The following is a 25,245-nucleotide window of genomic DNA, read 5'->3' on the forward strand; positions in this document are numbered from 1 at the left end:
TTTTAAATTCTGATGAACATAAGACGACTTTAAACGGAAATTAAGCAAATACCGCTAAAATGTCAGATTCTTTCATAATAAGAAGTTCTTCGCCGTCAACTTTCACAGTTGTACCCGCATACGTACCGAACAATACTTTATCGCCAACTTTTACATCTAGCGCACGTACACCATTGTCAGTGATTTGACCATTACCTACAGCAATGATTTCACCTTGAGCTGGTTTTTCTGCAGCAGAACCAGGAAGTAAAATACCGCCAGCTGTTTTAGTTTCTTCTTCAACACGACGAATAACAACGCGGTCATGTAATGGACGAATGTTGCTCATATTTAACTCCATCAGACTAAGTCTTTTTTAGGTCACTGATGACGACTTAATTATTCCATGGGTCATCATCAAAAATTTTTGATGTCACTTTTATGGAGATGGAATAAAACGCTTCAAGGGCAAAAATGAAAAAAAATTGCTTTTTTTTAACGAATACTGATTTTTCGTCTATTTATTCAACATATCAGGCTTTAACAGAAAGGACTGGGTCACATCATCGAATAAATACTGGGAAATTTTTCCTGATGCATCAATCAGATTAAAACTATTTGGCTCTTTTTTATGTAGCCGATGCGAGGCTGAAGTACCTGCATGTACATCATAAACAGGATGATCTGCCCCCAACTCAAAGATCAGGTTCAAATCATAAACCGCAGGTTGATGCAGATGTCCATGCAAGACTGCAAACAGGCCATGTGCTGCCCAAGCCTCTAAAGCAATTTTGGCCATCAATGGACTATCCTTAAAACCGCGCTTATTTTGAAAAGGCACATAGAACGGTTGATGGCTGACAATAATTTTTAATTTGGAAGAAGGCGCTTGGCCTAATTTCCGATCAATACGCTGAATCTGCTCAAGCGATAAATGCCCTTTGGTGTGATAGCGGCGCCGGATTGAGTTCACCCCCACCAGATAAAAGTTGTCTGTTTCAAGTGTGGGTTCAAGTTCACCAAAAAAAAGCTGATAACGGGTAAATGGATTGAACAGCCGATTCCATAAATGATAGAGCGGAATATCATGATTACCCGGAATTACCAGATAAGGTGTCTCAAGCTGATCTAAAAACCGTTTACAGGCCAAAAACTGGCTTAAACGTGCGCGTTGGGTCAGATCACCACTGACGACGACCGCTTCCAGAGGATGAGTCTGACAGAACTGTCGAATTGCCTCTAAACACTCGGGTTTTTCTGTCCCAAAATGCAGATCAGACAGATGCAGGATCATGCGGCACCCTTACACTCAGGCTGTTTTTTAAAACAGAAATATTGAGGGGCGGCGCCATTTCTACGATTTCGCCATCAATCGCCACCATCAATTTCTTGGATCTAGATTCGATACGGACTTGATCGGCAGCAAAACTGTAAACATCCGAAGCCTGATCAATCTTGCCACGAACCAACTGATACACAAGCTTAAATAAAGTTAGCTTATCACTTTTAGAAACCACCACTCCTGCGACTTTACCCTGCTCTGCTGCTTTGGCAATCTGCATTTTCATATCTGCCAGTTGCAAGGGATTGTTGCCAAAAAAGATCAGCGGTGTTTTTACCGGATATTTCTTGTGATCTACCCAGATTTCCAGTTTCAGTTCCTTACGGTCGCGAATCAGCACATCCAGTGCGGAAGTATAGGCATGTAACGGCAATCGACCAAACCGCCGGTTATAATCTTCACGTTTTTTGATAAATAAGGGATACAGACCCAAACTGGCATTATTCAGATAAATATCCTGATTAATTTGGGCTACATTGATACGTTTAGATTGTCCCGTGGCAATCACTTTAGCGGCTTCAATTAAATCCAAGGGAATATCTAATAATCTGGCTACATAATTAAAAGTACCCAAGGGTAAAATTCCAACAGAAATTTGCGTATTCAATAAATGTTTGGCGACTGTATTTAAAGTACCATCCCCACCTGCTGCCACCACGATACCTGCTTCATCCGACGCTAAATGTCGTGTCAACACCTCCGCCATAACGTGATCAAATTGCTGTGAATCATTGATTTCATAAGCTTTAGTCTGATAACCTTGCGCTGAAAATATTTCAGTCAGTTGTTCATAGATCCCTTCTGGCCCTTGTATGCGAAAACCAGCATTATGATTATAAATAAGCGATAAGGGTTTAGATTGATTAGACATTTTTCGCACAACTTTATGAAGCCTATTGGCATTTTGTCCAATTCATAGACAATTAACAGTAGCTTTATGTAAAATTCAAATGGCAACCATTTATTTAATCAATAACGAATATGAGACGTGCTATAAAATTAATAAACTGATTTTATTAATAATTTTTAAAATAAATACTATTCATAATTAAAATAAATAACCAAGACAATTCAAATATTTAGTTTTATCTTATTGTTTTCATTATATTTACAAATAAAATAGCATTATATGCCAAAAGAAATCTAGTGCTTCTTTGGTCTTATTTTTTTTATCATTTTATGCTTTAATACAGCCACTTTTTTTCATATATCATCCGGGCAACATTTTTATTGCTCGGATTGTACTTTGTACATCCTTTTTGTACACATTTGAGATAGGCCTCACCATGACCCAAGTGAACGCACCAGAATTCGTTCGTCACCCTAAGCTTATTGCTTGGGTGGAAGAGATTGCTAAATTAACAAAACCAGCAAAAATTGAATGGTGTGACGGTAGCGCAGAAGAATATCAACGTTATATCGACTTGATGATCGCTAACGGCACAATGCAAGCACTGAATCAAGAAACTCATCCTGGTTCTTATCTTGCGAATTCTGATCCTTCTGACGTTGCTCGTGTTGAAGGTCGTACTTACATTTGCTCTGAAAACAAAGAAGACGCTGGCGCAACCAACAACTGGGAAGCACCTGCTGAAATGCGTGCTCGCCTCAACGGTTTGTTTGACGGTTCTATGAAAGGTCGTACTTTGTACGTTGTGCCTTTCTCTATGGGTCCTTTAGGTTCTCATATTGCACACATCGGTATCGAATTAACAGATTCTCCTTACGTTGCTGTAAGCATGTCTAAAATGGCTCGTATGGGTAAAGCTGTTTATGACGTTCTGGGTACTGATGGCGAATACGTTCCATGTGTTCACACAGTTGGTGCTCCGCTTGCTGAAGGTGAAAAAGATGTTGCATGGCCTTGCAACAAAGAAAAATACATCGTGCATTATCCAGAAACACGTGAGATCTGGTCTTACGGTTCAGGTTATGGCGGTAACGCACTGTTGGGTAAAAAATGCCTGGCTTTACGTATTGCATCATTCATGGGTCGTCAACAAGGCTGGTTAGCTGAACACATGCTGATCCTTGGCGTGACCAACCCGCAAGGCGAAAAACACTACATCGCAGCTGCATTCCCATCTGCGTGTGGTAAAACCAACTTCGCAATGCTGATTCCACCAGCGGGCTACGAAGGCTGGAAGATTGAAACTGTAGGTGATGATATTGCTTGGATCAAACCAGGTGAAGACGGTCGTCTCTATGCAATCAACCCTGAAGCCGGTTTCTTCGGTGTAGCACCAGGTACAAATACCAAAACCAACCCGAACTGTATGGCAACCATGCACAAAGACGTTATTTATACCAACGTTGCTGTGACTGACAACGGTGAAGTTTGGTGGGAAGGCCTGACTAAAGAAGCACCTGCTAACCTGACAAACTGGAAAGGCCAACCACATACTGGCGAAGAAAAAGCGGCGCATCCAAATGCTCGCTTCACTGTTGCTGCTGGTCAATGTCCTTCGATCGACGCTGACTGGGAAAATCCAGCCGGTGTTCCGATTTCTGCGTTCATCTTCGGTGGTCGCCGTGCGGACACAGTGCCTCTAATTTCAGAAGCATTTGACTGGGTTGACGGTGTTTATAAAGCTGCAACTATGGGTTCTGAAACTACTGCTGCTGCTGTTGGTCAACAAGGTATCGTTCGTCGTGACCCGTTTGCGATGCTTCCTTTTGCTGGCTACAACATGGCAGATTACTTCGCGCACTGGTTAGAAATGGGTGAGCAAGTTGCTAAGAAAGCTGAAGCTGCTGGCAACAAACTTCCTGGTATCTATAACGTGAACTGGTTCCGTCGTGATGCTGAAGGCAACTTCGTATGGCCTGGTTTCGGTCAGAACATGCGTGTTCTTGAATGGATCATTGACCGTTGTGAAGGTCGTGCAACTGCTGTTGATACCCCAATCGGCCGTGTTCCAACTTATGAACAGTTGAACTGGACTGGTTCAGACTTCACCAAAGAGCAGTTTGACCTTGTGACTTCTCAAGACAAAGATCAATGGATCAAAGAGCTTGAAAGCCACACTGAATTGTTCGACAAACTGGGTGAGCGTTTGCCAGAAGCGTTGAAACAACGTCAAGCAGAATTGATCACTGCGGTTAAATCTGCTTAATTGCAGTTTTAGCTAAAGGTGTAAATAAAGAAGGTCGCGAAAGCGGCCTTTTTTATTCAATAGATAAACAATTGATCACAATTGACCAGTCCGGCAGTTTGAACAAACTATGGCATACTTAGCCCAAGACATCAGGAAGTATAAATATGAAAAAAACAACAGTAATTTTAGCTTTGGCTGCAAGCGGTTTTGTGGTGAGTGCATGTCAGACTGCTCCACAACAATTTAACGGTCAAAGCGGTTATGAAATTCTGGAGCGCTCAGGCAATACTGCGACTCTGAGCTATACGCTTTCAGGACGGCCCAATCAGGATGAAAGAAGATTACAAGCCGCCTGCCAGCAAGCTCTGGGCGGTTCAAAAACATATAATATCCAGATTATCAGCAGCAATGAAATTTCCAATCCAACTGTGCAGCAAGAACATTATAGCCGCCAACTGGGTAATAGCCGTACCCAAATCAGCTTGAGCAATACGCCTGATTTATATAATAGTGAAAACCCTGGTGCGCGCGAAGCCTTAGATGCCCGTCCAACCACACTACGTGTTATTCGCTACACTTGTTCTTAGTTGTTCATTTTTCATTAAGAGTGGACAATAAAAAAGGGCTGACTGCCCTTTTTTTATTTTTAAAAATTTAAAGCGTTTTATAAAAACTGACATTACGGAATTCTGGTGATTCATCCAGATCGGGCCAGGTCGTTGCACTCCGTTCATCCAGCTTTTCATATTTTGGATGACTAAAATTTTTTACGCGGCTGTCCGCCACCCAGACTTGTGGGGAAAATTTTAAAAACTCATCCAGGAAGAAACGGTTGCACTGATCATAAAGTACATCAGCAGCCAATAAAATATCGACTTGCTCGGCTTTATATAAATCATCTAGATATTCTAATTCAACGCCATTGAGTTCTGCGTTGGCACGACAAGCATCCAGACTGACTTTGTCAATATCACAACAAATCACCCGTTTTGCCCCTGCCATTTTCGCTGCAATCGCAACCACACCTGAACCCGCGCCAAAATCCAGCACCACTTTATCTTTCACATGATGCGGCTCAGCTAGCAACCACTGTGCCATGGCCAAGCCTGAGGCCCAGCAGAAAATCCAGTACGGCGTATCATTCCAGATCCGGTGGATGACTTCATCATCGAGTTTATCGGTGGGAAATACTGGTGGAATCAGCCACAACGAGATGGGTGTATCCGGCAATTGCTGTGCATGCAGTTCACAATGTGGAATCACATCATGCAAAGCGTTTAATAGATGTTCAGGGGCTTTTGGCAATTGAAAGGTGCAGCTCATTGGGTTTTTATTCTTTATGTATTTCAGCAAAAATCTGATGTTAGAGGTTTTACCCTCATCCCAACCTTCTCCCTGAGCCGTATACGGCGCAAGAGAAGGAGTATCCATTATTTTTACAATGAATTTTCCCTCTCCTGAGCAAGATTTAAAGCACTGCTTTTAAATCTAGCGCAAGTGGAGGGTTAGGGAGGATTTGATTAACCCAAAGCCTTCTCAGCCGCTTCTACGGTTTGACGAATCAAAGTAGTAATGGTCATTGGACCGACACCGCCTGGCACTGGTGTGTAAGCAGAAGCAACTTCTTCGATACCTTGTAATTGAATATCACCTACACCGCCGCCTTCACGTGGGTGGAAGCCCGCATCAACGACCACTGCACCTGGCTTAATCCAGTCTTTCTGAATCAGTTCAGCTTTACCAACTGCGCCCACAATAATGTCTGCCTGCTTCACGAATTCAGCCAGGTTTTGTGTGCGTGAGTGGCAGGTGGTTACGGTTGCATTGGCTTCTAGCAGCATCGCCGACATTGGTTTACCCAGAATAGCCGAACGACCAACCACCACCGCATGTTTACCCGCGATTTCAATGTTGTTTTCTTTCAAAATCGTCATGATCCCGGCAGGCGTCGCTGAACCATAGGCAGCTTCGCCCATCGCCATACGCCCGTAACCCAGGCAAGTGACACCATCGACATCTTTTTCAAGCGAGATCGCATCGAAACATGCACGCTCATCAATTTGCGCAGGAACCGGATGCTGAAGCAGAATACCATGTACATCTGGATTGGCATTTAACTTTTCAATTTCTGCAAGAAGTTGTTTAGTTGTGGTTTCTGTTGGAAGCTCAACTTTCAATGAATCCATACCAACACGGCGACAAGCATTGCCTTTCATACGCACATAAGTTGCAGATGCACCATCGTCACCTACCAAAATCGTCGCAAGAATTGGAGTACGACCTGATTTTGCTTTCAGCGCTTCTACGCGAGTAAACAAGTCAGCTTCAATTTGCTTCGCCAATGCACGACCGTCTAGAACTAATGCCACGGCATTTCTCCCAAGTGTTGATATGAATCAATTTTGCACATTCTACATGAATAATTTAAATATTTTCCGCCAGATGCTGTTTTTATGCGCATACAAATGAATATGCTATTGTTTTTTTTTCAGGGCTTGATAATATACGCATCAACAAGACGTGGCGGGGTGGCAGAGTGGTCATGCAGCGGACTGCAACTCCGTGGACGCCGGTTCGATTCCGACCTCCGCCTCCATCTTGTTAAAGCCCGAGTGGTGAAATCGGTAGACACAGGGGATTTAAAATCCCCCGCCCACAAAGCGTGCCAGTTCGAGTCTGGCCTCGGGCACCATTTTAATCCTTGTTAAAATGGTGCAATAAAATCTCCAGCATTAAGCTGGTTTTTTTATGTCTGAAATTTAGAAAATAAGTTAAATCATCAATCCAGTCATCTTATACAGACGTGCGATTTTATCCTGCAGAACGTAAATAACGTTCTAAATCTTGCTCCAGTTTCTGCTGAAAATGTACAGGCTCAGTAATCTTGATGTGGGGCATCCAGTAACGCACCAAAGGTAAAAGCTGCATTTCATGGCGAATCTGACAACTGATTAACAACTCTCCCGATGCTGACTCTTGCTCAATCTGTTGTTCCGGAAATAAACGACGCTCTTTAAAAAACATGGCGACTTCTGGCTGAATTTTTACCCAGACTTGTTGTTTCTGCTGCCCAAACCAGATCCCTTCTTCATCCTCCAGAATTTTTAATATTTCAGCCTCATGTTCAAAGGGCTTCAGATCAAGCAACAATTCAACTTGCTGAATCTGACTGAGACGGTAGGTGCCTAGTTTTCCCTGATCTATACCCGCCAGATACCAAATGCCATGATGATGGATTAAACGATAAGGCTGGATATTTCTGGATTCTTCACGATAACGTAAATGAATATAATAACGCTTATGAATAGCAGCGGCTAAAGTTTTAAAATGCTCAGCAAACTGTTTGGTGTCTTCAAAATGATAGCCTTTTGCAGAAAACACCAGATTGGCACGATCATCTAACAATTCACGTAAAAACGACATATCCAACGCCGGATAAAGCTCACTGATCCCGGAAAGTTGAGCAAAGTTTTGAATATCTTGTAGCTTAAACCGTCCCAAATAAGAGGTATCCAGATAATATCTTTTTTGTTCATCCTGAAGTAAAGGCAAGTAAGAGCTTAGCCGATCGAAATCACGCTCTATGGTGCGGGTGCTGACCTGGAATTCTGCAGCCAATTCGGTAGCCCGAAGTTGATATCCGACATTTAATTTGGTCAAAATTCTGGCTAAACGCTCTGCAAGACGTTCATGTGTTGAAGCTTGACGCTTCATAAATCCCCACTTAATACACTGTTATGTACTTACTTATAGCTAAATATTTGATTAATTATACTCAATCTCAATAAGTGAGTAATATTAGGACAAAGTCTAAGGCATTTATCTATATAAAGTCCTCGTTATCTATTGACTATAAAAATATAACTGCTTATTTAGATTTTCTGGATCGTTTTTGACCTGAATGACTATTCTGGGTGGTTAATCTTTCCACATAGCGCTCCAGATGCAACATCGCACCATATAATTCATGTAGTTTTGCCCAAGTGATTGTCCCGCGTATAATCATTTTATGAATACGCCCTAACGCTTTTGAACCATGTTTAGGACTATAAGGTGCTGAAATAATTTTCATATATTTTTCCATCTCATATTCATGTGAATGTTGAATCTTTTAGTCGGAATTATCTATGAGTGCAATTTACCTATCATTCTTGACAGGTTGTGTCGCATAGTTGTTATTTTTTAACTTTTATTCAAAATAATATACATTTTTTATTGTTAAATTTTTATTTAAAACCAAAAAAATACCAGTGAAATCACTGGTATTTTTTGACTCGATCACATTCGATCAAATTACTTCAACCACCACTTTACCGACATGCTCCCCGGTATCCATGGCTGCATGTGCATCTTGGATTTGATCAAACTTGAAAGTTTTATAAATCATAGGCAGACATTCACCTTTCGCCCATAACGGTGCCACTTGTTCTTTGAGACCTTGTGCAATTTCAGCTTTTTCAGCCCTAGTACGTGCACGCATGGTCGAACCCGTAATGGTCAGACGTTTCATCATGATAGGACCTAAATTAACCTCTTTGGCTTTACGACCGCCCAAAAAGGCGATATACACCAGACGTCCATCACGACGCAGCAAATTCAGGTTCCGCTCTAAATATGGCCCACCCACCATATCCAGAATGACATCGACCCCGCCATTGTCAGTTGCTTCATTAATCACTTGCTCAAAGTCTTGCGTCTTATAGTTAATCGCATAAGTTAACTCTGAAATAGCTGCAACCTTGTCATCCGTACCGACAGTCGCAAAGCTTTTGATTCCGAGTGCTTTACATAACATTAAAGCAGTAGTGCCAATGCCGCTGCTCCCGCCATGAATCAGCACGGTTTCGCCTGCTTTGGCCTGCCCCATCTGGAACACATTGGCCCACACGGTAAAAAAGGTTTCAGGAATGGCTGCCGCCTGTGTAAAGCTTACACCTTCCGGAATATTCAAGGTCTGGCTTTCTGGTACGACACAATATTCTGCATAACCGCCACCATTGGTCAGGCCACAGACTTTATCACCAACTTTAAACTGGCTTACCTCAGTACCGACTGCAATCACTTCACCCGCGACTTCAAGACCCGGGACTGGTGTTACGCCTTTCGGCATTGGATACAAACCTTGACGTTGCAAAATATCTGGACGGTTAATTCCGAAAGCATGGACTTTCACCAGAACTTCATCTGCTTTGGCTTCGGGGATTGCAACCGTTTCATAAGCTAATTTATCGATATCGCCCGGTTCTGTAATAATGACCTGTTGCATGGTTGCTTGTGACATATATTTCCCTGCTTATTGAATATTCAAGATACTTGGCTTTATTTGAACATAGTTAAGCTGAGGAATGAAGCCAAGTCGGACTTATGTATAATCAAGTCACTATTCAAAAAATTGATAGGAGATGGATATGAGCGAGATCATTGAGTATAACGAGAATAATTACAGTAATTTTGAATGGTTCGAAGGTTTTGCAGTCATTCGCTTTTATGCCGAATGGTGTAAGCCTTGTATTCAGAATTTTCCGGTCTTTAATGAACTGGCAGCGCAATATGCTGAAAGCAAGCCCGAAATCAAATTTGGCAAAGTAAATATCGACCAATCTCCAGTATTAACCTTGCGCTATCATGTTTATGGCCTGCCTTCTACGCTGATTTTTAAAAATGGCACAATCATTAAAAGGATTGCTGGCGCAAAAAGTCTAACGGAGATAAAGACGATTCTATCTCAATCCCTAACTGATTTTTCTGAATAATTGAAGCATACATATCTGAAGATAAACTGTAGAGAAAATTTCGTTTTTACCCATCGATAAAATCCTGACTTGGTAATTAACCACGGCTTTTATACTCTTTGACCATCCGATCACTGACATCTTCCGGATAACACAAAGGTGCATGTCCACCCGCCCGATTATATGCACTACGTTTACCACAGCGACTGCCATTACTGGCCGTATTGTAAGGACATGGACAATTCCCCGGATAACGATCAATCGACTGCTGGATAATTTTTTGCTTAATTGCATCTGTACTGGTCGCCTGTTTAGCATCCACCCCAAAAGCCAAACACAACCCGATTAAAATAAATATTTTTTTCATAAACACCCCTCAATATTTGTATTATATCGAGAAGAAATTTAAGTGAAAGTTCAACATTCACACGGCTGCACATTATTTACATACTTAAAAGCATCCAAATAAAAAACCCGCTTTACAGCGGGTTTTTTAAATCGACTCAGTCTTATAATCGAACCAATTCTACAATTTTATCAGCAAGCTCTTCGACTGCTTCCATAATTAAAGTGGTGTCCGTACCTTCAGCAGTATCGGTAATCACCACCACACCTGTTTCACGAAGCAATGCAACTTGTGTAACATCAAGACCCGCTCTGGCAATTGCCACGATGCCTTGCTGAATCAATAAACTTTCAAGTGCCTGAGCATTTTCCAAAGCTTTTGCCGAGACAGTCAGCGCAGCAGGTTTTTGCCCCAAACGCGCAGCACGCACTTCAGCAGTCACGGGCTCATCATGTGCAGACCATTCAACTGATTCTTCCACCATACCTGCACCAATCGTCACGTTATTTAAACGATCAATAAAGATAAATGAACCGGTATAACGGCTGTCTTGATAACGGTCAAAGACCACGGGCGCATCAAATTCAACAGTCACATTGGCAATCGCATTCAGCTCAAGATTTTCGACCTGAACTTTCTCCAGTGTGTTGACGTTGGTACGGTAATGAATCGCTGTCACTTTTGCAGGAACAGTCTGTGTACCAATCTTAATGTTGTACAGCTTGCCAATCACCAGCGCTTGATCTGCCATCCACACCACAGTCGCTTGAACTGAACGAGAAATATTTGGAACCGCTTGATCGGCACGAATTAATACGTTACCACGTGAAATATCAATTTCATCGTTGAGCGTTAAAGTCACCGCTTGACCTGCAACAGCATGCTCAAGATTGCCATCAAAAGTAACGATTTCTTTTACTGTTGATGATTTACCTGATGGTAAAGCCGTTACGGTATCGCCAACGTTGATATCACCAAGTGCGATCGTGCCGCAGAAACCACGGAAATCGAGGTTTGGACGGTTGACATATTGCACAGGAAAACGAAAATCTGCTTTTGCCGAAGTACGGTTAATTTCTACCGACTCAAGCGTACCCATCAATGTTTCACCGGTGTACCACGGTGTATTGGCGGACTTGTTCACCACGTTATCGCCATTCAATGCAGAAATTGGCGTAAAGATGATGTTCGATGGTTTGCGATCGCCCAACTGCGCAACGAATGCTGCATATTCAGCCTGAATTTCATTAAAGCGGGCTTCAGAGAACTCCACCAGATCCATCTTGTTGATCGCAACAACAATATTTTTAATACCAAGTAAGCTTGCAATAAAGGTATGACGACGGGTTTGAGTTTGCACACCATAACGCGCATCAATCAAGATAATCGCAAGGTCGCAGGTCGATGCACCTGTTGCCATGTTACGGGTGTACTGCTCATGTCCCGGAGTATCGGCAATGATGAACTTACGCTTTTCAGTCGAGAAATAACGATAGGCGACATCAATGGTAATGCCCTGCTCACGTTCTGCCTGCAGACCATCTACCAGAAGTGCCAAGTCAGGTGCATCGCCTGTGGTACCGACTTTTTTCGAGTCACGGGTGACGGCTTGCAATTGATCTTCATAAATCAATTTTGAATCGTAAAGCAGTCGACCAATTAGAGTCGATTTACCATCATCTACGTTACCGCAAGTCAGGAAACGCAACAGGTCTTTATTTTCATGTTGTTTCAAATAGCCCAAAATATCTTGGCTAATCAGTTCTGATTGATGAGACATTGCCCAAAGCTCCACATATTTTTAGAAATCGGTTTTTAATCCCTCTAAATCTCCCTGTATAAAAGGGAGACTTCCTCCACTTTTAAGCCCCTCTTTCTCAAAGAGGGGTTTGGGGAGATTTTTAGGGGGAGATTAAATTAGAAGTAGCCTTCCTGCTTCTTCTTCTCCATCGAGCCTGCTTCATCATGGTCAATCATACGACCCTGACGCTCAGAGCTGGTTGCCAAGAGCATTTCTTGGATAATTTCCGGCAAGGTATCTGCAGTTGATTCAACTGCACCTGTTAATGGATAACAACCTAAAGTACGGAAACGTACCGATTTCATTTGTGGAACTTCACCTTCTTTTAAAGGCATACGTTCGTCATCCACCATAATAAGTGTACCGCTACGCTCAACCACAGGACGTTCTGCAGCCAGGTAAAGTGGCACAAGTGGAATGCTTTCCAAATAGATGTATTGCCAGATATCCAACTCGGTCCAGTTTGATAACGGGAATACACGAATACTTTCACCTTGATTTACTTTACCGTTGTAAAGGTTCCAAAGTTCAGGGCGTTGGTTTTTGGGATCCCAACGATGTTTATCATCACGGAATGAATAGACACGTTCTTTGGCACGAGATTTTTCTTCATCACGGCGCGCACCACCAAAAGCAGCATCAAACTTGTATTTATTTAAGGCTTGTTTTAAACCTTGGGTCTTCATGATGTCAGTATATTTTGAACTACCATGATCGAAAGGATTGATGCCTGCCTCGACTCCTTCTTTGTTTTGATGCACGATCAAATCAAAACCATGTTTTTTTGCCATGTTGTCACGGAAAGCAATCATGTCTTTAAATTTCCAACCCGTGTCTACATGCAGTAGCGGGAATGGAAGTTTGGCTGGATAAAATGCTTTCAGTGCAAGATGCAGCATGACTGCTGAATCTTTACCAATGGAATAAAGCATGACTGGATTTTCAAATTCAGCTGCTACTTCACGGATAATATGAATACTCTCAGCTTCAAGCTGTTTGAGATGAGTAAGTCTTTCCTCATTTAACGACATGGACAACACCAGCTTAGAAAAACGTGTACTTATGACACTTTTGAAAATTTATATTCATTATAGTGATTTACTTATCTTAGCCATTGCTTGTTTTATGATATTGATATATCAAAAGCTCATATAAAAATTCACTAATAACAAATATCAGTTTTTATGAATCAATAATGAACGTCACCACATCTGACTATTTTTGCTGTACTAATTTTTAAATTCATCCATAAAAGCATAGATAAATAATCTAAAGTAGTGGTTTCCAAGATGCTGAAAAATTAATAGAGTAGGCTAAATTCTCCCTTTGATATATTTTGCTTATGGCTTATAGCGCTTTTGATCTCTCCACTCTAAAAACTCGCCTGGAACAAGCAGAGCTTGCAGGTTACATTTATCAGCATCAACAACACATTTTAGTCTTACAAGAACCTTTCAGTGAAGATGGCAAGCCTTTAAATATCTATTTGCAACATGAACTGACTGCCGACCAGATCGGATTACAGTTTGGTCTGCGTTTGCAAGAAGGTCATTGGGAATTCTTATTGGGTGTGACGTATAGCAACCAAAATGCAGCTTATGAAATCGGTGCAGGTAATCTTAAAGGTGATCAAAAAGCCTTTAACTTACTCTATGCATTTTACAATTACCCTAAAGCATTCTATCTGGTGGCATTGCCTTTAACCAGCAATAGCCAGATGCTGGAGCAGACTTTGGAACAGCAACTTTTCAGTCAGCCGGATCTGCATTTTCTGGATACTGCGATCAAGGTGAACCCGATGGGTGAACAGATCACATGGATAAAAAACTATATTCTGCAACAGACTCTGGATATGAAAGTTCGGATTCAGACTGCCTTACTCTAAGTCTTTAAGAGAGAAATATAGAGATACTAAGACATAGTATCTCTATATTTCTCAGAAAAACCAATCCACATAACCTTAAAATTCATGTAAAACATTGAAGATAATTAATTTTTTAGCAAATCCTAAATGAACTTATAGTTTACTATTAACTTTAATAGTTCAACAATTATTAAATACATAATATATTCAATCCTTGTTTATAAGGTTTTTTGTTATTTTTTTGCATACAAAATTAACAATTACTGCTATCGTTATAGCATCAGAGGCTTCCTTACACTTTTCCTAAAACATAATTATAGAGATAAAAAATGTGGGAACTGTTTACTCATCCGTCAAATATCGTATTTAGTATCAGCCTGAGTCTGATGCTGATGTTTGCTGCACTGGAATGCATATTACTGCTGCTCGGTGGCGGCTCGCAGAATATGTTAGAACAGTTTTTGCCTGAAGACCCCCTGCAACCAGAAATTAATCCAGATCAACATCCCGGCTTTTTCACCAAAGTATTTGACTGGTTATATCTGGGACGTCTGCCTTTATTTATCTGGCTCATCATTTTTCTGACCAGTTATGGCCTGAGTGGCTTATTGATTCAGGGAATATTTGAACGCCTGACCAGCCAGCTCTTCAATGTATGGCTAATTTCCCCAGCCTGTCTGTTTCTGTGTATGCCGATAGTGCGCTGGCTTGCCATGGCTGCCAGCAAGCTTATGCCTCAAGATGAAACTTCTGCCATTTATAGTGACGAGCTTATTGGGCGTACCGCAATCATTATTCTGGGTGATGCCAAAGTCAACTCTCCTGCACAAGCCAAAGTCCGGGATCAGCATGGCCAGACCCATTATGTTTTAGTCGAACCAGAAACCAATCAAATTTTAAATCAAGGTCAGAATGTCGTACTGACCCATAAAACCAAAAATGGCTTTCAAGCCACTGCACTCTAATTTTATTCAGCCAGAACCAAACTGAGACTTTATAACAATGTTAACTTTTGATTTATATAATATTTTAATTATTTCTGGAATTATTTTTGCAGCACTGGTGACCTTCGGTCTCATCATTGCGCGCCTATACCGCCGGTCCAGTAAAGAAATCTCCTTTGTGCGTACCGGTTGGGGTGGTGAAAAAGTGATTTTGGGCGGAGGCGCAATCGTGCTCCCAGTCTTGCATGAAATTATTCAAGTCAATATGAACACTCTGCGTCTTGAAGTGCGCCGTGCAGATGATCAGGCACTGATTACCCGTGACCGTATGCGCGTGGACGTCATGGCCGAATTCTATGTGCGGGTCAAACCTACTGCTGATTCAATTGCAACAGCCGCACAAACGCTCGGGCAAAAGACCATGTCACCGAATGAATTAAAAAATCTGGTCGAAGGCAAATTTGTCGATTCACTGCGTGCAGTAGCAGCAGAAATGGCCATGGAAGAACTGCATGAAAAACGGGTCGACTTTGTACAAAAAGTACAGCAAGTGGTTTCAGAAGATTTGCATAAAAATGGTCTGGAATTGGAAACCGTTTCCCTGACTGGCCTGGATCAAACTGGATTTAAATATTTCAATCCACAAAATGCCTTTGATGCTGAAGGCCTGACCAAGCTCACTGAAACCATTGAAGATCGTCGTCGCAAGCGAAATCATATCGAGCAGGATACCGACCTGGCGATCAAAACTAAAAATCTGGAAGCAGAACAGGCGCGCCTGCAAATCATTCGTGAAGAAGAATATGCCAAGCTGCAACAGGAACGCGAAATTGCCATTCGCCGTGCCGAGCAACTGGCTGAAATTTCTGCTCAGGAAGCCGGTAAAAAACGTGAAGCAGAAGAAGCACAAATTGCTGCTGAACGAGAAGTCGACCTCAAGCGTATTTTAGCGGCCCGTGATGTAGAAAATGAGAATATCCAAAAAGCGCAGCTGATTCAAAAAGCCCAAGTCGAACAAAAGAAAACTATTGAGCTGGCCGAACAGGATCGTGCCATTGCCATTGCAGAAAAATCTCGCGCCGAATCTGAAGCCAAAGCGCAAGCCGATCAGGCACGTGCTCAAGCGGTAAAAGCGGAAGAAGAAGTCATCACTGTACGCCAAATCCAGCAGGCAGAGCGTCAAAAAGCGGTTGAGCTGGTCGCAGCCAAAGAACACGCAGAAAAAGATGCAATTGCGATTACGGTTGCCGCTGAAGCCGGAAAACAAGCCGCAGCAGATGATGCCGAAGCAGTACGTATTGCTGCTGAAGCTGAAGCCGAAAAGGTTCGTCTTAAGGCCAAAGGTGAAGCGGACGCAAAAATTCTACTGGCTCAGGCGATGGAAAAACAGTATCAGGTCGATGCAGAAGGTACCCGTGCAGTCAACGAAGCCAATAATGTGCTGTCACCTGAACAGGTCGAAATGCAGATTCGCCTAGCCATGTTGAAATACTTGCCTGAAATTATCCGGGAAAGTGTTAAACCGATGGAAAATATTGATGACATCAAGATTCTTCAGGTCAATGGCCTGCATGGCAGTCATGCCGGTTCCTGTCAGACAGATGCACATCATGAAAATGGCAATGTTGCCCTGTCAGATCAGGTGGTAAATAGCGCCCTGCGTTATCGCAGCCAAGCACCCTTAATTGACAGCCTAATGAATGAACTTGGTATTCAGGGTGGTGATATTAATGGTATGACCCAGAGTCTGAAGGCTAAAACTTAAAAATAGAATGAGATATAAAAAAGCTCCCAACTGGGAGCTTTTTAGTGCATGTTTAATCTATAAATCAAACCAAACCTTTATCTTTCAATACTTGCAACATGGTTGAACCAAGTTCCGCAGGACTGCGGGTATATGCCATACCCGCACGCTCAAAGGCAGCAAATTTTTCTTCAGCAGTTCCTTTACCACCTGAAATAATTGCACCCGCATGCCCCATACGCTTGCCTTTAGGTGCGGTAACACCTGCAATATAACCGACCACAGGCTTGGTGACATGAGCCTGAATATATTCCGCTGCCTCTTCTTCTGCGGTACCACCAATTTCACCAATCATAATAATGGCTTCAGTCTGAGGATCGTCCTGGAACAGTTTCAAGCAGTCAATCTGGTTCATGCCCGGAATCGGATCTCCCCCGATCCCGATACAAGTAGACTGACCCAGTCCAAGCTTGGTGGTCTGCGCTACGGCTTCATAGGTCAAAGTCCCTGAGCGCGAGATAATTCCAATTTTACCCGGCTGATGAATATGACCCGGCATGATCCCGATCTTACATTCACCCGGCGTAATAATGCCCGGACAGTTTGGCCCGATTAAACGCGTGCCATTACCATTGGTTTCCAGATAACGCTTGGCTTTAAGCATGTCGATGGTCGGTACACCTTCAGTGATCACCACAATTAACTCAATGCCCGAATCAACCGCTTCAACAATAGAATCCAGCACAAATGGTGCAGGAACATAAATCACCGAAGCATCTGCGCCAGTTTCTTTCACCGCTTCGCGCATGGTATTGAATACTGGTAATTCCAGATGGGTTTGACCACCCTTACCCGGTGTTACACCACCGACAACTTTGGTGCCGTAAGCCAAAGCCTGCTCAGAATGAAATGTACCGTTTTTTCCTGTAAAGCCCTGTACCAATACTTTGGTGTCTTTATTCACTAATACGCTCATGATTGATACTCCTTAAGCTTTTACAGCAGCAACGATTTTTTCTGCAGCGTCAGCAAGACCATTTGCAGAAATCAATTTCAAACCTGATTCATCCAGTAATTTTGCACCCAGTTCCGCATTGTTGCCTTCGAGGCGAACAACCACAGGAACGGTCACATTTACTTCCTGAACCGCCGCAATAATTGCTTCTGCAATCATGTCACAACGTACAATTCCACCAAAAATATTAATCAACACACCCTGCACAGAATGATCTGCCAGAATAATTTTAAAAGCTTCAATCACGCGCTCTTTGGTCGCACCACCACCGACATCAAGGAAGTTAGCAGGTTGACCACCATAAAGCTTGATAATATCCATGGTTGCCATCGCAAGACCGGCACCATTCACCATACAGCCAATGTTCCCTTCCAATGCCACATAGTTCAGATCGAATTCAGATGCTTTGAGTTCACGTTCATTTTCCTGAGACTTATCACGTAGCGCAGCCACTTCAGGCAAACGGTACAGTGCATTCGAATCAATCCCGATTTTGGCATCCACACACAGAATATCGCCATTTTCACGTACCGACAGCGGATTGATTTCAAAAAGTGCAAAATCATTGTCTACAAATGCCTGATAAGCAGCAGTCATGACTTTAACAAATTGATTAATTTGGCCATCTTTGAGTTTTAGGGCAAAAGCCACTTCGCGAGCCTGAAATGGCATGAGCCCCACTAAAGGATCAACTTCAACTTTAATAATTTTTTCAGGGGTTTCTTCGGCCACTTTCTCAATTTCAACACCGCCTTCAGTCGATGCCATAAAAGTAATGCGGCGGGTTGAACGATCGACCACCGCACCCAAATAAAGTTCGCGCTCAACAGGATAAACATCCTCAGAGACTAAAATGCTATTTACCGGCTGACCATTGGCATCGGTCTGATAAGTTACCAGGTTTGAACCGATGATCTGGTTGGCATATTCAGCAGCCTCGGTAGCCGATTTAACGACTTTTACACCACCGGCCTTCCCACGACCACCCGCATGCACCTGAGCTTTCAGTACTGCGAACTTTCCACCTAACTGCTCGAAAGCATGTACCGTTTCATCGGCATTGGTGGCAAGTATCCCTTCCTGTACCGGCATACCATATTTTTTTAATAGCGCTTTTGCTTGATACTCATGTAAATTCATTCAATAACCTTTTATTACTTCTTTGCCTTGTTATAAACCCACCAGTACCCAGACGTCCGTCAAAGCAGTACCAGCATTTCTTAAAATCGTTATCTTTATTTTTAGATGATTGTTCCCATAAAAACAACCATGAAATGTAAAAAGAGCGACCTAAGCCGCTCTTTTTTTAATTTTATTTACGTTTGCGTTGAATCGCATGAATCGCACGACCATCGACCGCAAGTGCAGCTTCGTGTACCACTTCAGAGAAAGTTGGATGACCAAAAGTCATCAACTGTAGATCTTCAACTGAAGATACAAACTCAAGTGCAATCATACCTTGGTGTACGATGTCAGACGCAGCAGGTCCAATCACGTGCATACCCAATAGACGATCTGTTTTCGCATCAGCAACAAACTTCACAAAACCAGCATTTTCGCCAGCAGCCATTGCACGGCCGTTTGCAGCAAAACCGAATTGACCGGTTTTCACTTCGTGACCTTTGTCTTTGGCTTGCTGTTCTGTTAAACCAACCCACGCCGCTTCCGGATGGGTATAGATGACAGAAATAATCGTGTCGTAGTTGACTTGAGCGGCATGACCGTGAATACGTTCAACGGCCATTACGCCTTCTTCCATGGCTTTATGCGCAAGCATAGGACCACGAACCAAGTCACCAATTGCGTATACGCCGTCCACAGACGTTGCACACCAATCGTTCACTTCAACCAGACCACGCTCAGTCAGTTTAATGCCGCAATCATCCGCCAATAAACCTTCAGCATAAGCACGACGGCCTACACATACGATTAACTTGTCGAAAGTTTGAGTCTTGTCTTCACCGCCCTGAGTGTACTTCACAGTCACTTCAGAACCGTTCACTTCAGTACCAGAAACTTTCGCACCAACGCGAATATCAAGACCTTGCTTAGTCAACAGTTTTTGGTAGTCTTTTGCCAAGGCTTTATCAGCCATTGGTAAGAATGCATCCATTGCTTCAAATACAACAACTTCAGCACCCAGACGACGCCAAACTGAACCTAATTCAAGACCGATAACGCCCGCACCAATTACGCCTAATCGTTTCGGTACTTCTTGGAATTCAAGTGCGCCAGTTGAGTCAACAATAATGTTTTGATCAACAGGTGCAGATGGGATATTGATTGGCACAGAACCAGTCGCAAGAATCACGTATTTTGGTTCTAAAATTTGAGTTTCGCCTTCATGAGAAACGAACTCAACTTTTTTACCGGCAAGTAATTTACCTGTACCTTTTAACCATTCGATGCCGTTGCCTTTCAGCAAGCCATCAATACCCATGGTCAATTGGTCAACGATTTTGTCTTTACGCGCTAAAAGTTTAGCAAGATCAAATTTCACTTCACCCGTGGTAATACCGTGATCATCTAGATGCTGCACTGTATCTTCGTAACGGTGAGAAGAATCAAGCAAAGCTTTAGACGGGATACAACCCACGTTTAAGCAGGTGCCACCTAAAGATGGCTTGCCTTTATGAATACGTTTTTCGATACACGCAACTTTGAAACCAAGTTGAGCTGCACGAATTGCTGCTTCGTAGCCGCCCGGGCCACCACCAATTACGACTAAATCGAATTGAGACATGTTTATCTCCAAATAATCCCCTTTAATCTCCCTTCAAAAGGGAGACCTAAGCCCTCTTTTTAAAAAGGGATTAGGGAAGATTCTTAATAAATAAATTACAGATCAAGGATAAGACGCGCTGGCTCTTCTAACAATTCTTTGATTGTTACAAGGAAACCGACTGCTTCTTTACCATCGATTAGACGGTGGTCATAAGACAATGCAAGGTACATCATAGGCAAGATTTCTACTTGACCATTGACTGCCATCGGACGTTCCTGGATTTTATGCATACCCAGAATCGCAGTTTGTGGCGTGTTCAAGATCGGAGTAGATAACAATGAACCGAAAGTACCACCATTGGTAATCGTGAATGTACCGCCAGTCATGTCTTCGATGCCTAATTTGCCATCACGCGCTTTCGCAGCGTATGCACGAATACCGTTTTCAACTTCGGCATAGTTCATGCGGTCTGTATCACGAAGTACAGGAACCACCAGACCACGCTCAGATGAAACTGCAACACCAATGTCATAGTAACCGTGATAAACAATGTCATCGCCATCGATTGATGCGTTCACTGCCGGATAGCGTTTTAGCGCTTCAGTTGCTGCTTTAACAAAGAATGACATGAAGCCAAGACGTGCTCCATGACGTTTTTCAAACACATCTTTGTATTGAGCACGCATTTCCATGATTGGTTTCATGTTCACTTCGTTGAACGTGGTCAACATTGCAGTTTCTTGAGTCGCTGCAAGTAAACGTTCAGCAACACGCTTACGAAGACGTGTCATTGGAACACGTTTTTCGATACGTTCGCCCACAGCAACGCTTAATGGCGCAGCAGCAGGAGCAGCTGGTTTCGCTTGGTGGTTTGCCACATCTTCTTTGGTGATGCGACCGCCACGACCTGTACCCGCAACATCAGCTGCTGCAACACCAGATTCAGTCAATGCTTTACGCACTGCTGGCGCTTGGTCTTGTACTTGCTGACGTTCAACGATTGGTGAATTACCTGCTTCAGTATTCGCCGCAGCTTGTTCAACTTTCTCTTCAGACTGAACTGCTTGAGTTTGAGCAGCGCCAGAAACAGCACCTTCTTCAAACTGTGCAATGACTTCAGCTGAAAGTACAGTGTCGCCTTCATTTTTAATGATAGAGGCAATTGTACCGTCTGCAGGAGCAACAACTTCTAAAACAACTTTATCAGTCTCAATATCACAGATCACTTCATCACGTGATACTGCTTCACCTGGTTGTTTGTGCCAAGTTGCGATCGTACCGTCCGCAACTGACTCTGGGAATACCGGTGCTTTAATTTCGGTTGCCATTACTTAGAATCTCCTGGATTATTCAGCGTCGATCGCAAGCGCGTCGTTGATGAGCTGAGCTTGTTGTTTTGCATGCAAATATGGTGAACCACAAGCCGGTGCAGCAGATGCTTCACGGCCAGCGTAGCTAATACGGACTTGTTTATCCGCTTTCATCACATCGTCATATAGACGCGGAGCGATGAACAACCAAGCACCTTGGTTTTTAGGCTCTTCTTGTGCCCAAACCAGTTCTTTCACATTTGGATATTGTGCAAGGACTTCTGTCAGGCGTTTTTCTGGGTATGGATATAATTGTTCAATACGCACAATCGCAGTATTGTTCAATTCTTTTTCACGACGTTTTTCAATCAGGTCGTAATACACCTTACCACCACACAGAACCAGACGGGTTACATCTGACTTGTTGATGTTGTCCACTTCATCAATCACGGTCTGGAAGCTACCGTTTGCAAGTTCTTCTAGCGTAGACGTTGCAAGTTTGTGACGAAGAAGAGACTTCGGTGAAGTCACGATCAATGGCTTACGGATTGGACGAATCGCTTGACGACGTAAAGCATGATAAATCTGTGCAGGTGTGGTCGGTGTGATCACTTGCATGTTGTCTTCAGCACATAGCTGTAAGAAACGCTCTAAACGTGCAGATGAATGTTCCGGACCCTGACCTTCAAAACCGTGTGGAAGAAGCATGGTCAAACCACAGACACGTTCCCATTTGGTTTCACCAGACGAGATGAACTGGTCAATCACAACCTGTGCACAGTTCGCGAAGTCACCGAATTGCGCTTCCCAAATGATCAAGCTCTTAGGAAGAGTCGTCGCATAACCATATTCAAATGCCAATACCGCCATTTCTGACAACAATGAGTCATAGATTGCAGTACGCGGCTGGTTTTCTTTCAGGTTACACAGCGGAAGATAAGTTGAACCATCGACCTGGTTATGCAGTTTTGCATGACGGTGCGAGAAGGTACCACGACCTACGTCTTCACCGGTTAAACGAAGCAAGTAACCATCATCTAGTACAGTTGCATACGCCAGAGTTTCAGCAGCACCCCAGTTCAGTGGCATTTCACCCGTTTGCATTTTCAGACGGTCATCGATCACTTTCGCAACCTGACGCTGCATCACGAAGCCTTCAGGAAGTTCGCGCATTTTCGCGCCAAGTTCTTTTAGACGCTCGATCGGGAAAGTCGTATCCCATTCGTCTGTGTAGTCATGACCCAAGTAAGGCGTCCAGTCCACAAACATTTTCTTGTTCGGTTCAAGTACCAGCGCATTGGCAACGTGATTACCCGCTTCCAGATCTGCACGGTAATTTTCAACCATTTGATCTGCATTTGCACGATCAAGAACACCCTGTTGTACCAGTTGATCCGCATAAAGCGTACGCGTGGTCGCTTTCTTGCTAATCACTTGATACATCATTGGTTGAGTTGCAGCTGGCTCATCCGCTTCGTTATGACCACGACGACGGTAGCAGAACATGTCAATCACAACGTCTTTACGGAAAGTATGACGGAAGTCATGTGCCAATTGTGAAATGAACACCACAGCTTCAGGATCATCCCCATTGACATGGAAGATCGGCGCCTGAATCATTTTCGCGATATCAGTACAGTATTCTGTAGAACGCGCATCACGTGGATCAGAAGTGGTGAAACCCACCTGGTTATTAATCACAATGTGCACTGTACCACCCACGGTATAACCGCGAGTTTGTGACATCTGGAAAGTTTCCTGGTTGACGCCCTGACCTGCAAATGCAGCATCACCATGTACGATTAATGGCAATACGTCATCGCCGCCAATGTCTTTACGACGTACTTGACGTGCACGTACCGAACCCTCAACCACAGGGCCAACGATTTCCAAATGTGACGGGTTAAACGCCAATGCCAAGTGAACTTCGCCACCTTGGGTCATCACGTTTGAAGAGAAGCCTTGATGGTACTTAACGTCACCAGAACCTTTCTTGTGAATCGATTTACCTTCAAACTCACCAAACAGGTCAGCCGGGTTTTTACCCATGATGTTAACCAGAAGGTTTAAACGGCCACGGTGAGGCATACCGATTACAACTTCTTTACAGCCAACAGAACCTGCACGCTGAATAATTTCGTTAACCATCGGGATGAATGATTCACCCCCTTCAACGCCAAAACGTTTTGCACCAACAAACTTATTACCTAGATATTTTTCCAGGCCTTCAGCTGCGGTTAAACGTTCAAGGACATGTTTCTTTTGTTCAGCATTAAAACCATATTGACCGCGTGCACTTTCCAGACGTTGTTGAATCCAACGTTTCTCTTTGGTGTCCACGATGTGCATGTATTCAGCACCGATTGAACCACAGTAAGTGGCTTCCATTGCCTGAACCATCTCAGCCAAAGTCGCTTCTTCTTTACCGATCGCCAGGTTGCCAGTATTGAATACCGTATCTAGGTCCGACTGAGTTAAACCATGCGCAGCAAGATCTAGATCAGGCACAACTTCACGTTTCGCCAAACCTAATGGATCCAGTTTTGCTTTCTGGTGACCACGATTACGGTATGCAGCAATCAGCTGTAACACGCCAATTTGGCGACGTTCATGCTCTGAGCTGACAGTTGATTGAACAACAGGCTGAATACGGCTTGAATTACGACCTAAAAGTAGGAATTGCTCACGTACATTACTGTGTGGTTGATCACCTTTTGGGAATTTACCGAAGTATTCTTGCCAGTCAGCACCTACTGAATCCGGAGCCGTCAAATACTGCTCATAAAGTTCTTCAATATACGCTGCACTATCAGCGCTAAGTTCAGTGTCAAGACGCAGAGCGTCAGCAACTTCTTGCATTTGTGGACCCATTTCCTATTGCAAAAACATTTTCAGGATGCTTTTTAAGCAAAACCCAGGATTATTAGCGTCAGATTGGTAATATGACACTAGTCCCCCATAAGGCATAAGCCATGAGGCGTTATCACCACACCAAGAAAATCTTGATATGTTTAATGAACAATAACACCCCTCAGCGGTATCATTACTCATTGAATACCCGATCGAAACCGGGCAATTTTTTGCAAATCGACTTAGAAAAAACAAGTAGGAACAAAGATTTTTTCTAAAGCGACTCAAGCCTACCTTTATATACCAGTCCCTGGTTATGCAATGTTTAAAAAATGTACCTAAAATGGCATTTTCTAAAGATAGTCATAGGCTAAATGCTAACATGTTCTCAAGTTTTCAATTGATTTTTTTGACACATACCTTTCATAAATTGGCTAAATACAGTTCAGATATTTTACTCTAACCTATGGTGCTTTATCTCAAAAATAGATTCAA

The 25,245-nt window shown here is 43.0% G+C and carries 22 protein-coding genes and 2 tRNA genes; 8 read left to right on the forward strand and 16 right to left on the reverse strand.

Features of this window, described 5'->3' with window-relative positions; all coding sequences use genetic code 11:
* Positions 1-40: 40 nt before the first annotated feature.
* From groES to FTV48_RS03820, 3 genes are all read right to left on the reverse strand, one after another.
* Positions 41-328, reverse strand: coding sequence for a co-chaperone GroES (gene groES, locus FTV48_RS03810; RefSeq protein WP_005096311.1), 288 nt, complete (start codon positions 326-328; stop codon positions 41-43).
* 168 nt (positions 329-496) lie between these two features.
* Positions 497-1,273, reverse strand: a complete 777-nt coding sequence (locus FTV48_RS03815; protein WP_005096310.1) for a metallophosphoesterase — start codon at positions 1,271-1,273, stop codon at positions 497-499.
* On the reverse strand, positions 1,254-2,192 hold the full coding sequence (locus FTV48_RS03820) for a diacylglycerol kinase family protein (RefSeq protein WP_159138047.1): 939 nt from the start codon (positions 2,190-2,192) through the stop codon (positions 1,254-1,256). Before FTV48_RS03820 ends, FTV48_RS03815 begins: the two co-directional genes overlap by 20 nt.
* Before the next feature lie 415 nt (positions 2,193-2,607).
* Between FTV48_RS03820 and FTV48_RS03825 the strand changes: the two genes are divergently transcribed.
* Entirely contained in the window at positions 2,608-4,437 is a 1,830-nt protein-coding gene (locus FTV48_RS03825; protein WP_179999450.1) for a phosphoenolpyruvate carboxykinase (GTP), read from the forward strand.
* A 146-nt stretch (positions 4,438-4,583) separates the two neighbouring features.
* Complete coding sequence (locus tag FTV48_RS03830) at positions 4,584-5,006, forward strand: hypothetical protein (protein ID WP_179999451.1); 423 nt, start codon at positions 4,584-4,586, stop codon at positions 5,004-5,006.
* A 67-nt stretch (positions 5,007-5,073) separates the two neighbouring features.
* Here the strand turns inward: FTV48_RS03830 and FTV48_RS03835 are convergent, their stop codons facing one another.
* Entirely contained in the window at positions 5,074-5,742 is a 669-nt protein-coding gene (locus FTV48_RS03835; RefSeq protein WP_179999458.1) for a methyltransferase, read from the reverse strand.
* 197 nt (positions 5,743-5,939) lie between these two features.
* Positions 5,940-6,788, reverse strand: a complete 849-nt coding sequence (folD, locus tag FTV48_RS03840) for a bifunctional methylenetetrahydrofolate dehydrogenase/methenyltetrahydrofolate cyclohydrolase FolD (protein WP_179999453.1) — start codon at positions 6,786-6,788, stop codon at positions 5,940-5,942.
* A gap of 153 nt (positions 6,789-6,941) precedes the next feature.
* On the opposite strand from folD, the gene FTV48_RS03845 reads away from it, so the two are divergent.
* Together FTV48_RS03845 and FTV48_RS03850 are read left to right on the forward strand one after the other, a co-directional pair.
* Positions 6,942-7,015 (forward strand) — tRNA-Cys (locus tag FTV48_RS03845).
* A 10-nt stretch (positions 7,016-7,025) separates the two neighbouring features.
* A tRNA-Leu gene (locus FTV48_RS03850) sits at positions 7,026-7,111 on the forward strand.
* A gap of 119 nt (positions 7,112-7,230) precedes the next feature.
* Here FTV48_RS03850 and FTV48_RS03855 read toward each other — a convergent pair.
* The 3 genes from FTV48_RS03855 to FTV48_RS03865 all read right to left on the reverse strand — a co-directional run bounded on the left by FTV48_RS03855 (position 7,231) and on the right by FTV48_RS03865 (position 9,700).
* Complete coding sequence (locus tag FTV48_RS03855) at positions 7,231-8,133, reverse strand: YafY family protein (protein ID WP_005096301.1); 903 nt, start codon at positions 8,131-8,133, stop codon at positions 7,231-7,233.
* Positions 8,134-8,287: 154 nt separating this feature from the next.
* Positions 8,288-8,491 carry a hypothetical protein gene (locus tag FTV48_RS03860; protein ID WP_005096298.1) on the reverse strand — a complete coding sequence of 68 codons (204 nt, stop codon included), beginning with the start codon at positions 8,489-8,491 and terminating at the stop codon, positions 8,288-8,290.
* A 216-nt stretch (positions 8,492-8,707) separates the two neighbouring features.
* Positions 8,708-9,700, reverse strand: a complete 993-nt coding sequence (locus FTV48_RS03865; protein WP_005096297.1) for an NAD(P)H-quinone oxidoreductase — start codon at positions 9,698-9,700, stop codon at positions 8,708-8,710.
* Between the two features lie 127 nt (positions 9,701-9,827).
* Here FTV48_RS03865 and FTV48_RS03870 point away from each other — a divergent pair, with 127 nt between their 5' ends.
* A complete protein-coding gene (locus tag FTV48_RS03870; protein WP_005171940.1) occupies positions 9,828-10,172 on the forward strand; it encodes a co-chaperone YbbN in 345 nt (114 codons plus the stop codon).
* A gap of 76 nt (positions 10,173-10,248) precedes the next feature.
* Here FTV48_RS03870 and FTV48_RS03875 read toward each other — a convergent pair whose 3' ends face one another.
* The 3 genes from FTV48_RS03875 to cysD form a co-directional block, all read right to left on the reverse strand.
* On the reverse strand, positions 10,249-10,518 hold the full coding sequence (locus FTV48_RS03875) for a hypothetical protein (RefSeq protein ID WP_005171942.1): 270 nt from the start codon (positions 10,516-10,518) through the stop codon (positions 10,249-10,251).
* Positions 10,519-10,660: 142 nt separating this feature from the next.
* A complete protein-coding gene (gene cysN / locus FTV48_RS03880; RefSeq protein WP_179999455.1) occupies positions 10,661-12,277 on the reverse strand; it encodes a sulfate adenylyltransferase subunit CysN in 1,617 nt (538 codons plus the stop codon).
* 137 nt (positions 12,278-12,414) lie between these two features.
* A complete protein-coding gene (gene cysD / locus FTV48_RS03885; RefSeq protein ID WP_005096294.1) occupies positions 12,415-13,329 on the reverse strand; it encodes a sulfate adenylyltransferase subunit CysD in 915 nt (304 codons plus the stop codon).
* 311 nt (positions 13,330-13,640) lie between these two features.
* Between cysD and FTV48_RS03890 the strand changes: the two genes are divergently transcribed.
* The 3 genes from FTV48_RS03890 to FTV48_RS03900 all read left to right on the forward strand — a co-directional run bounded on the left by FTV48_RS03890 (position 13,641) and on the right by FTV48_RS03900 (position 16,871).
* A complete protein-coding gene (locus FTV48_RS03890; protein ID WP_005171949.1) occupies positions 13,641-14,183 on the forward strand; it encodes a hypothetical protein in 543 nt (180 codons plus the stop codon).
* Between the two features lie 308 nt (positions 14,184-14,491).
* Positions 14,492-15,127, forward strand: a complete 636-nt coding sequence (locus FTV48_RS03895) for a YqiJ family protein (RefSeq protein ID WP_005096292.1) — start codon at positions 14,492-14,494, stop codon at positions 15,125-15,127.
* Between the two features lie 37 nt (positions 15,128-15,164).
* Positions 15,165-16,871: a flotillin family protein gene (locus tag FTV48_RS03900; protein WP_005096291.1), complete on the forward strand. Its 1,707-nt coding sequence runs from the start codon at positions 15,165-15,167 to the stop codon at positions 16,869-16,871.
* 64 nt (positions 16,872-16,935) lie between these two features.
* Here FTV48_RS03900 and sucD read toward each other — a convergent pair whose 3' ends face one another.
* From sucD to FTV48_RS03925, 5 genes are all read right to left on the reverse strand, one after another.
* Complete coding sequence (gene sucD, locus FTV48_RS03905; protein WP_005096290.1) at positions 16,936-17,826, reverse strand: succinate--CoA ligase subunit alpha; 891 nt, start codon at positions 17,824-17,826, stop codon at positions 16,936-16,938.
* 12 nt (positions 17,827-17,838) lie between these two features.
* Positions 17,839-19,005 carry an ADP-forming succinate--CoA ligase subunit beta gene (gene sucC, locus FTV48_RS03910; RefSeq protein ID WP_005096289.1) on the reverse strand — a complete coding sequence of 389 codons (1,167 nt, stop codon included), beginning with the start codon at positions 19,003-19,005 and terminating at the stop codon, positions 17,839-17,841.
* Between the two features lie 172 nt (positions 19,006-19,177).
* Positions 19,178-20,608: a dihydrolipoyl dehydrogenase gene (gene lpdA, locus FTV48_RS03915; RefSeq protein WP_005096288.1), complete on the reverse strand. Its 1,431-nt coding sequence runs from the start codon at positions 20,606-20,608 to the stop codon at positions 19,178-19,180.
* A gap of 95 nt (positions 20,609-20,703) precedes the next feature.
* The gene (gene odhB / locus FTV48_RS03920) at positions 20,704-21,918 is read right to left on the reverse strand and encodes a 2-oxoglutarate dehydrogenase complex dihydrolipoyllysine-residue succinyltransferase (RefSeq protein ID WP_074383084.1); all 1,215 of its coding nucleotides are present in this window, start codon (positions 21,916-21,918) and stop codon (positions 20,704-20,706) included.
* Between the two features lie 18 nt (positions 21,919-21,936).
* The gene (locus FTV48_RS03925; RefSeq protein ID WP_074383181.1) at positions 21,937-24,759 is read right to left on the reverse strand and encodes a 2-oxoglutarate dehydrogenase E1 component; all 2,823 of its coding nucleotides are present in this window, start codon (positions 24,757-24,759) and stop codon (positions 21,937-21,939) included.
* Between the last annotated feature and the right edge of the window lie 486 nt (positions 24,760-25,245).

It is taken from the genome of Acinetobacter sp. YH18001, assembly GCF_013416975.1.
Lineage (GTDB): Bacteria > Pseudomonadota > Gammaproteobacteria > Pseudomonadales > Moraxellaceae > Acinetobacter > Acinetobacter pseudolwoffii.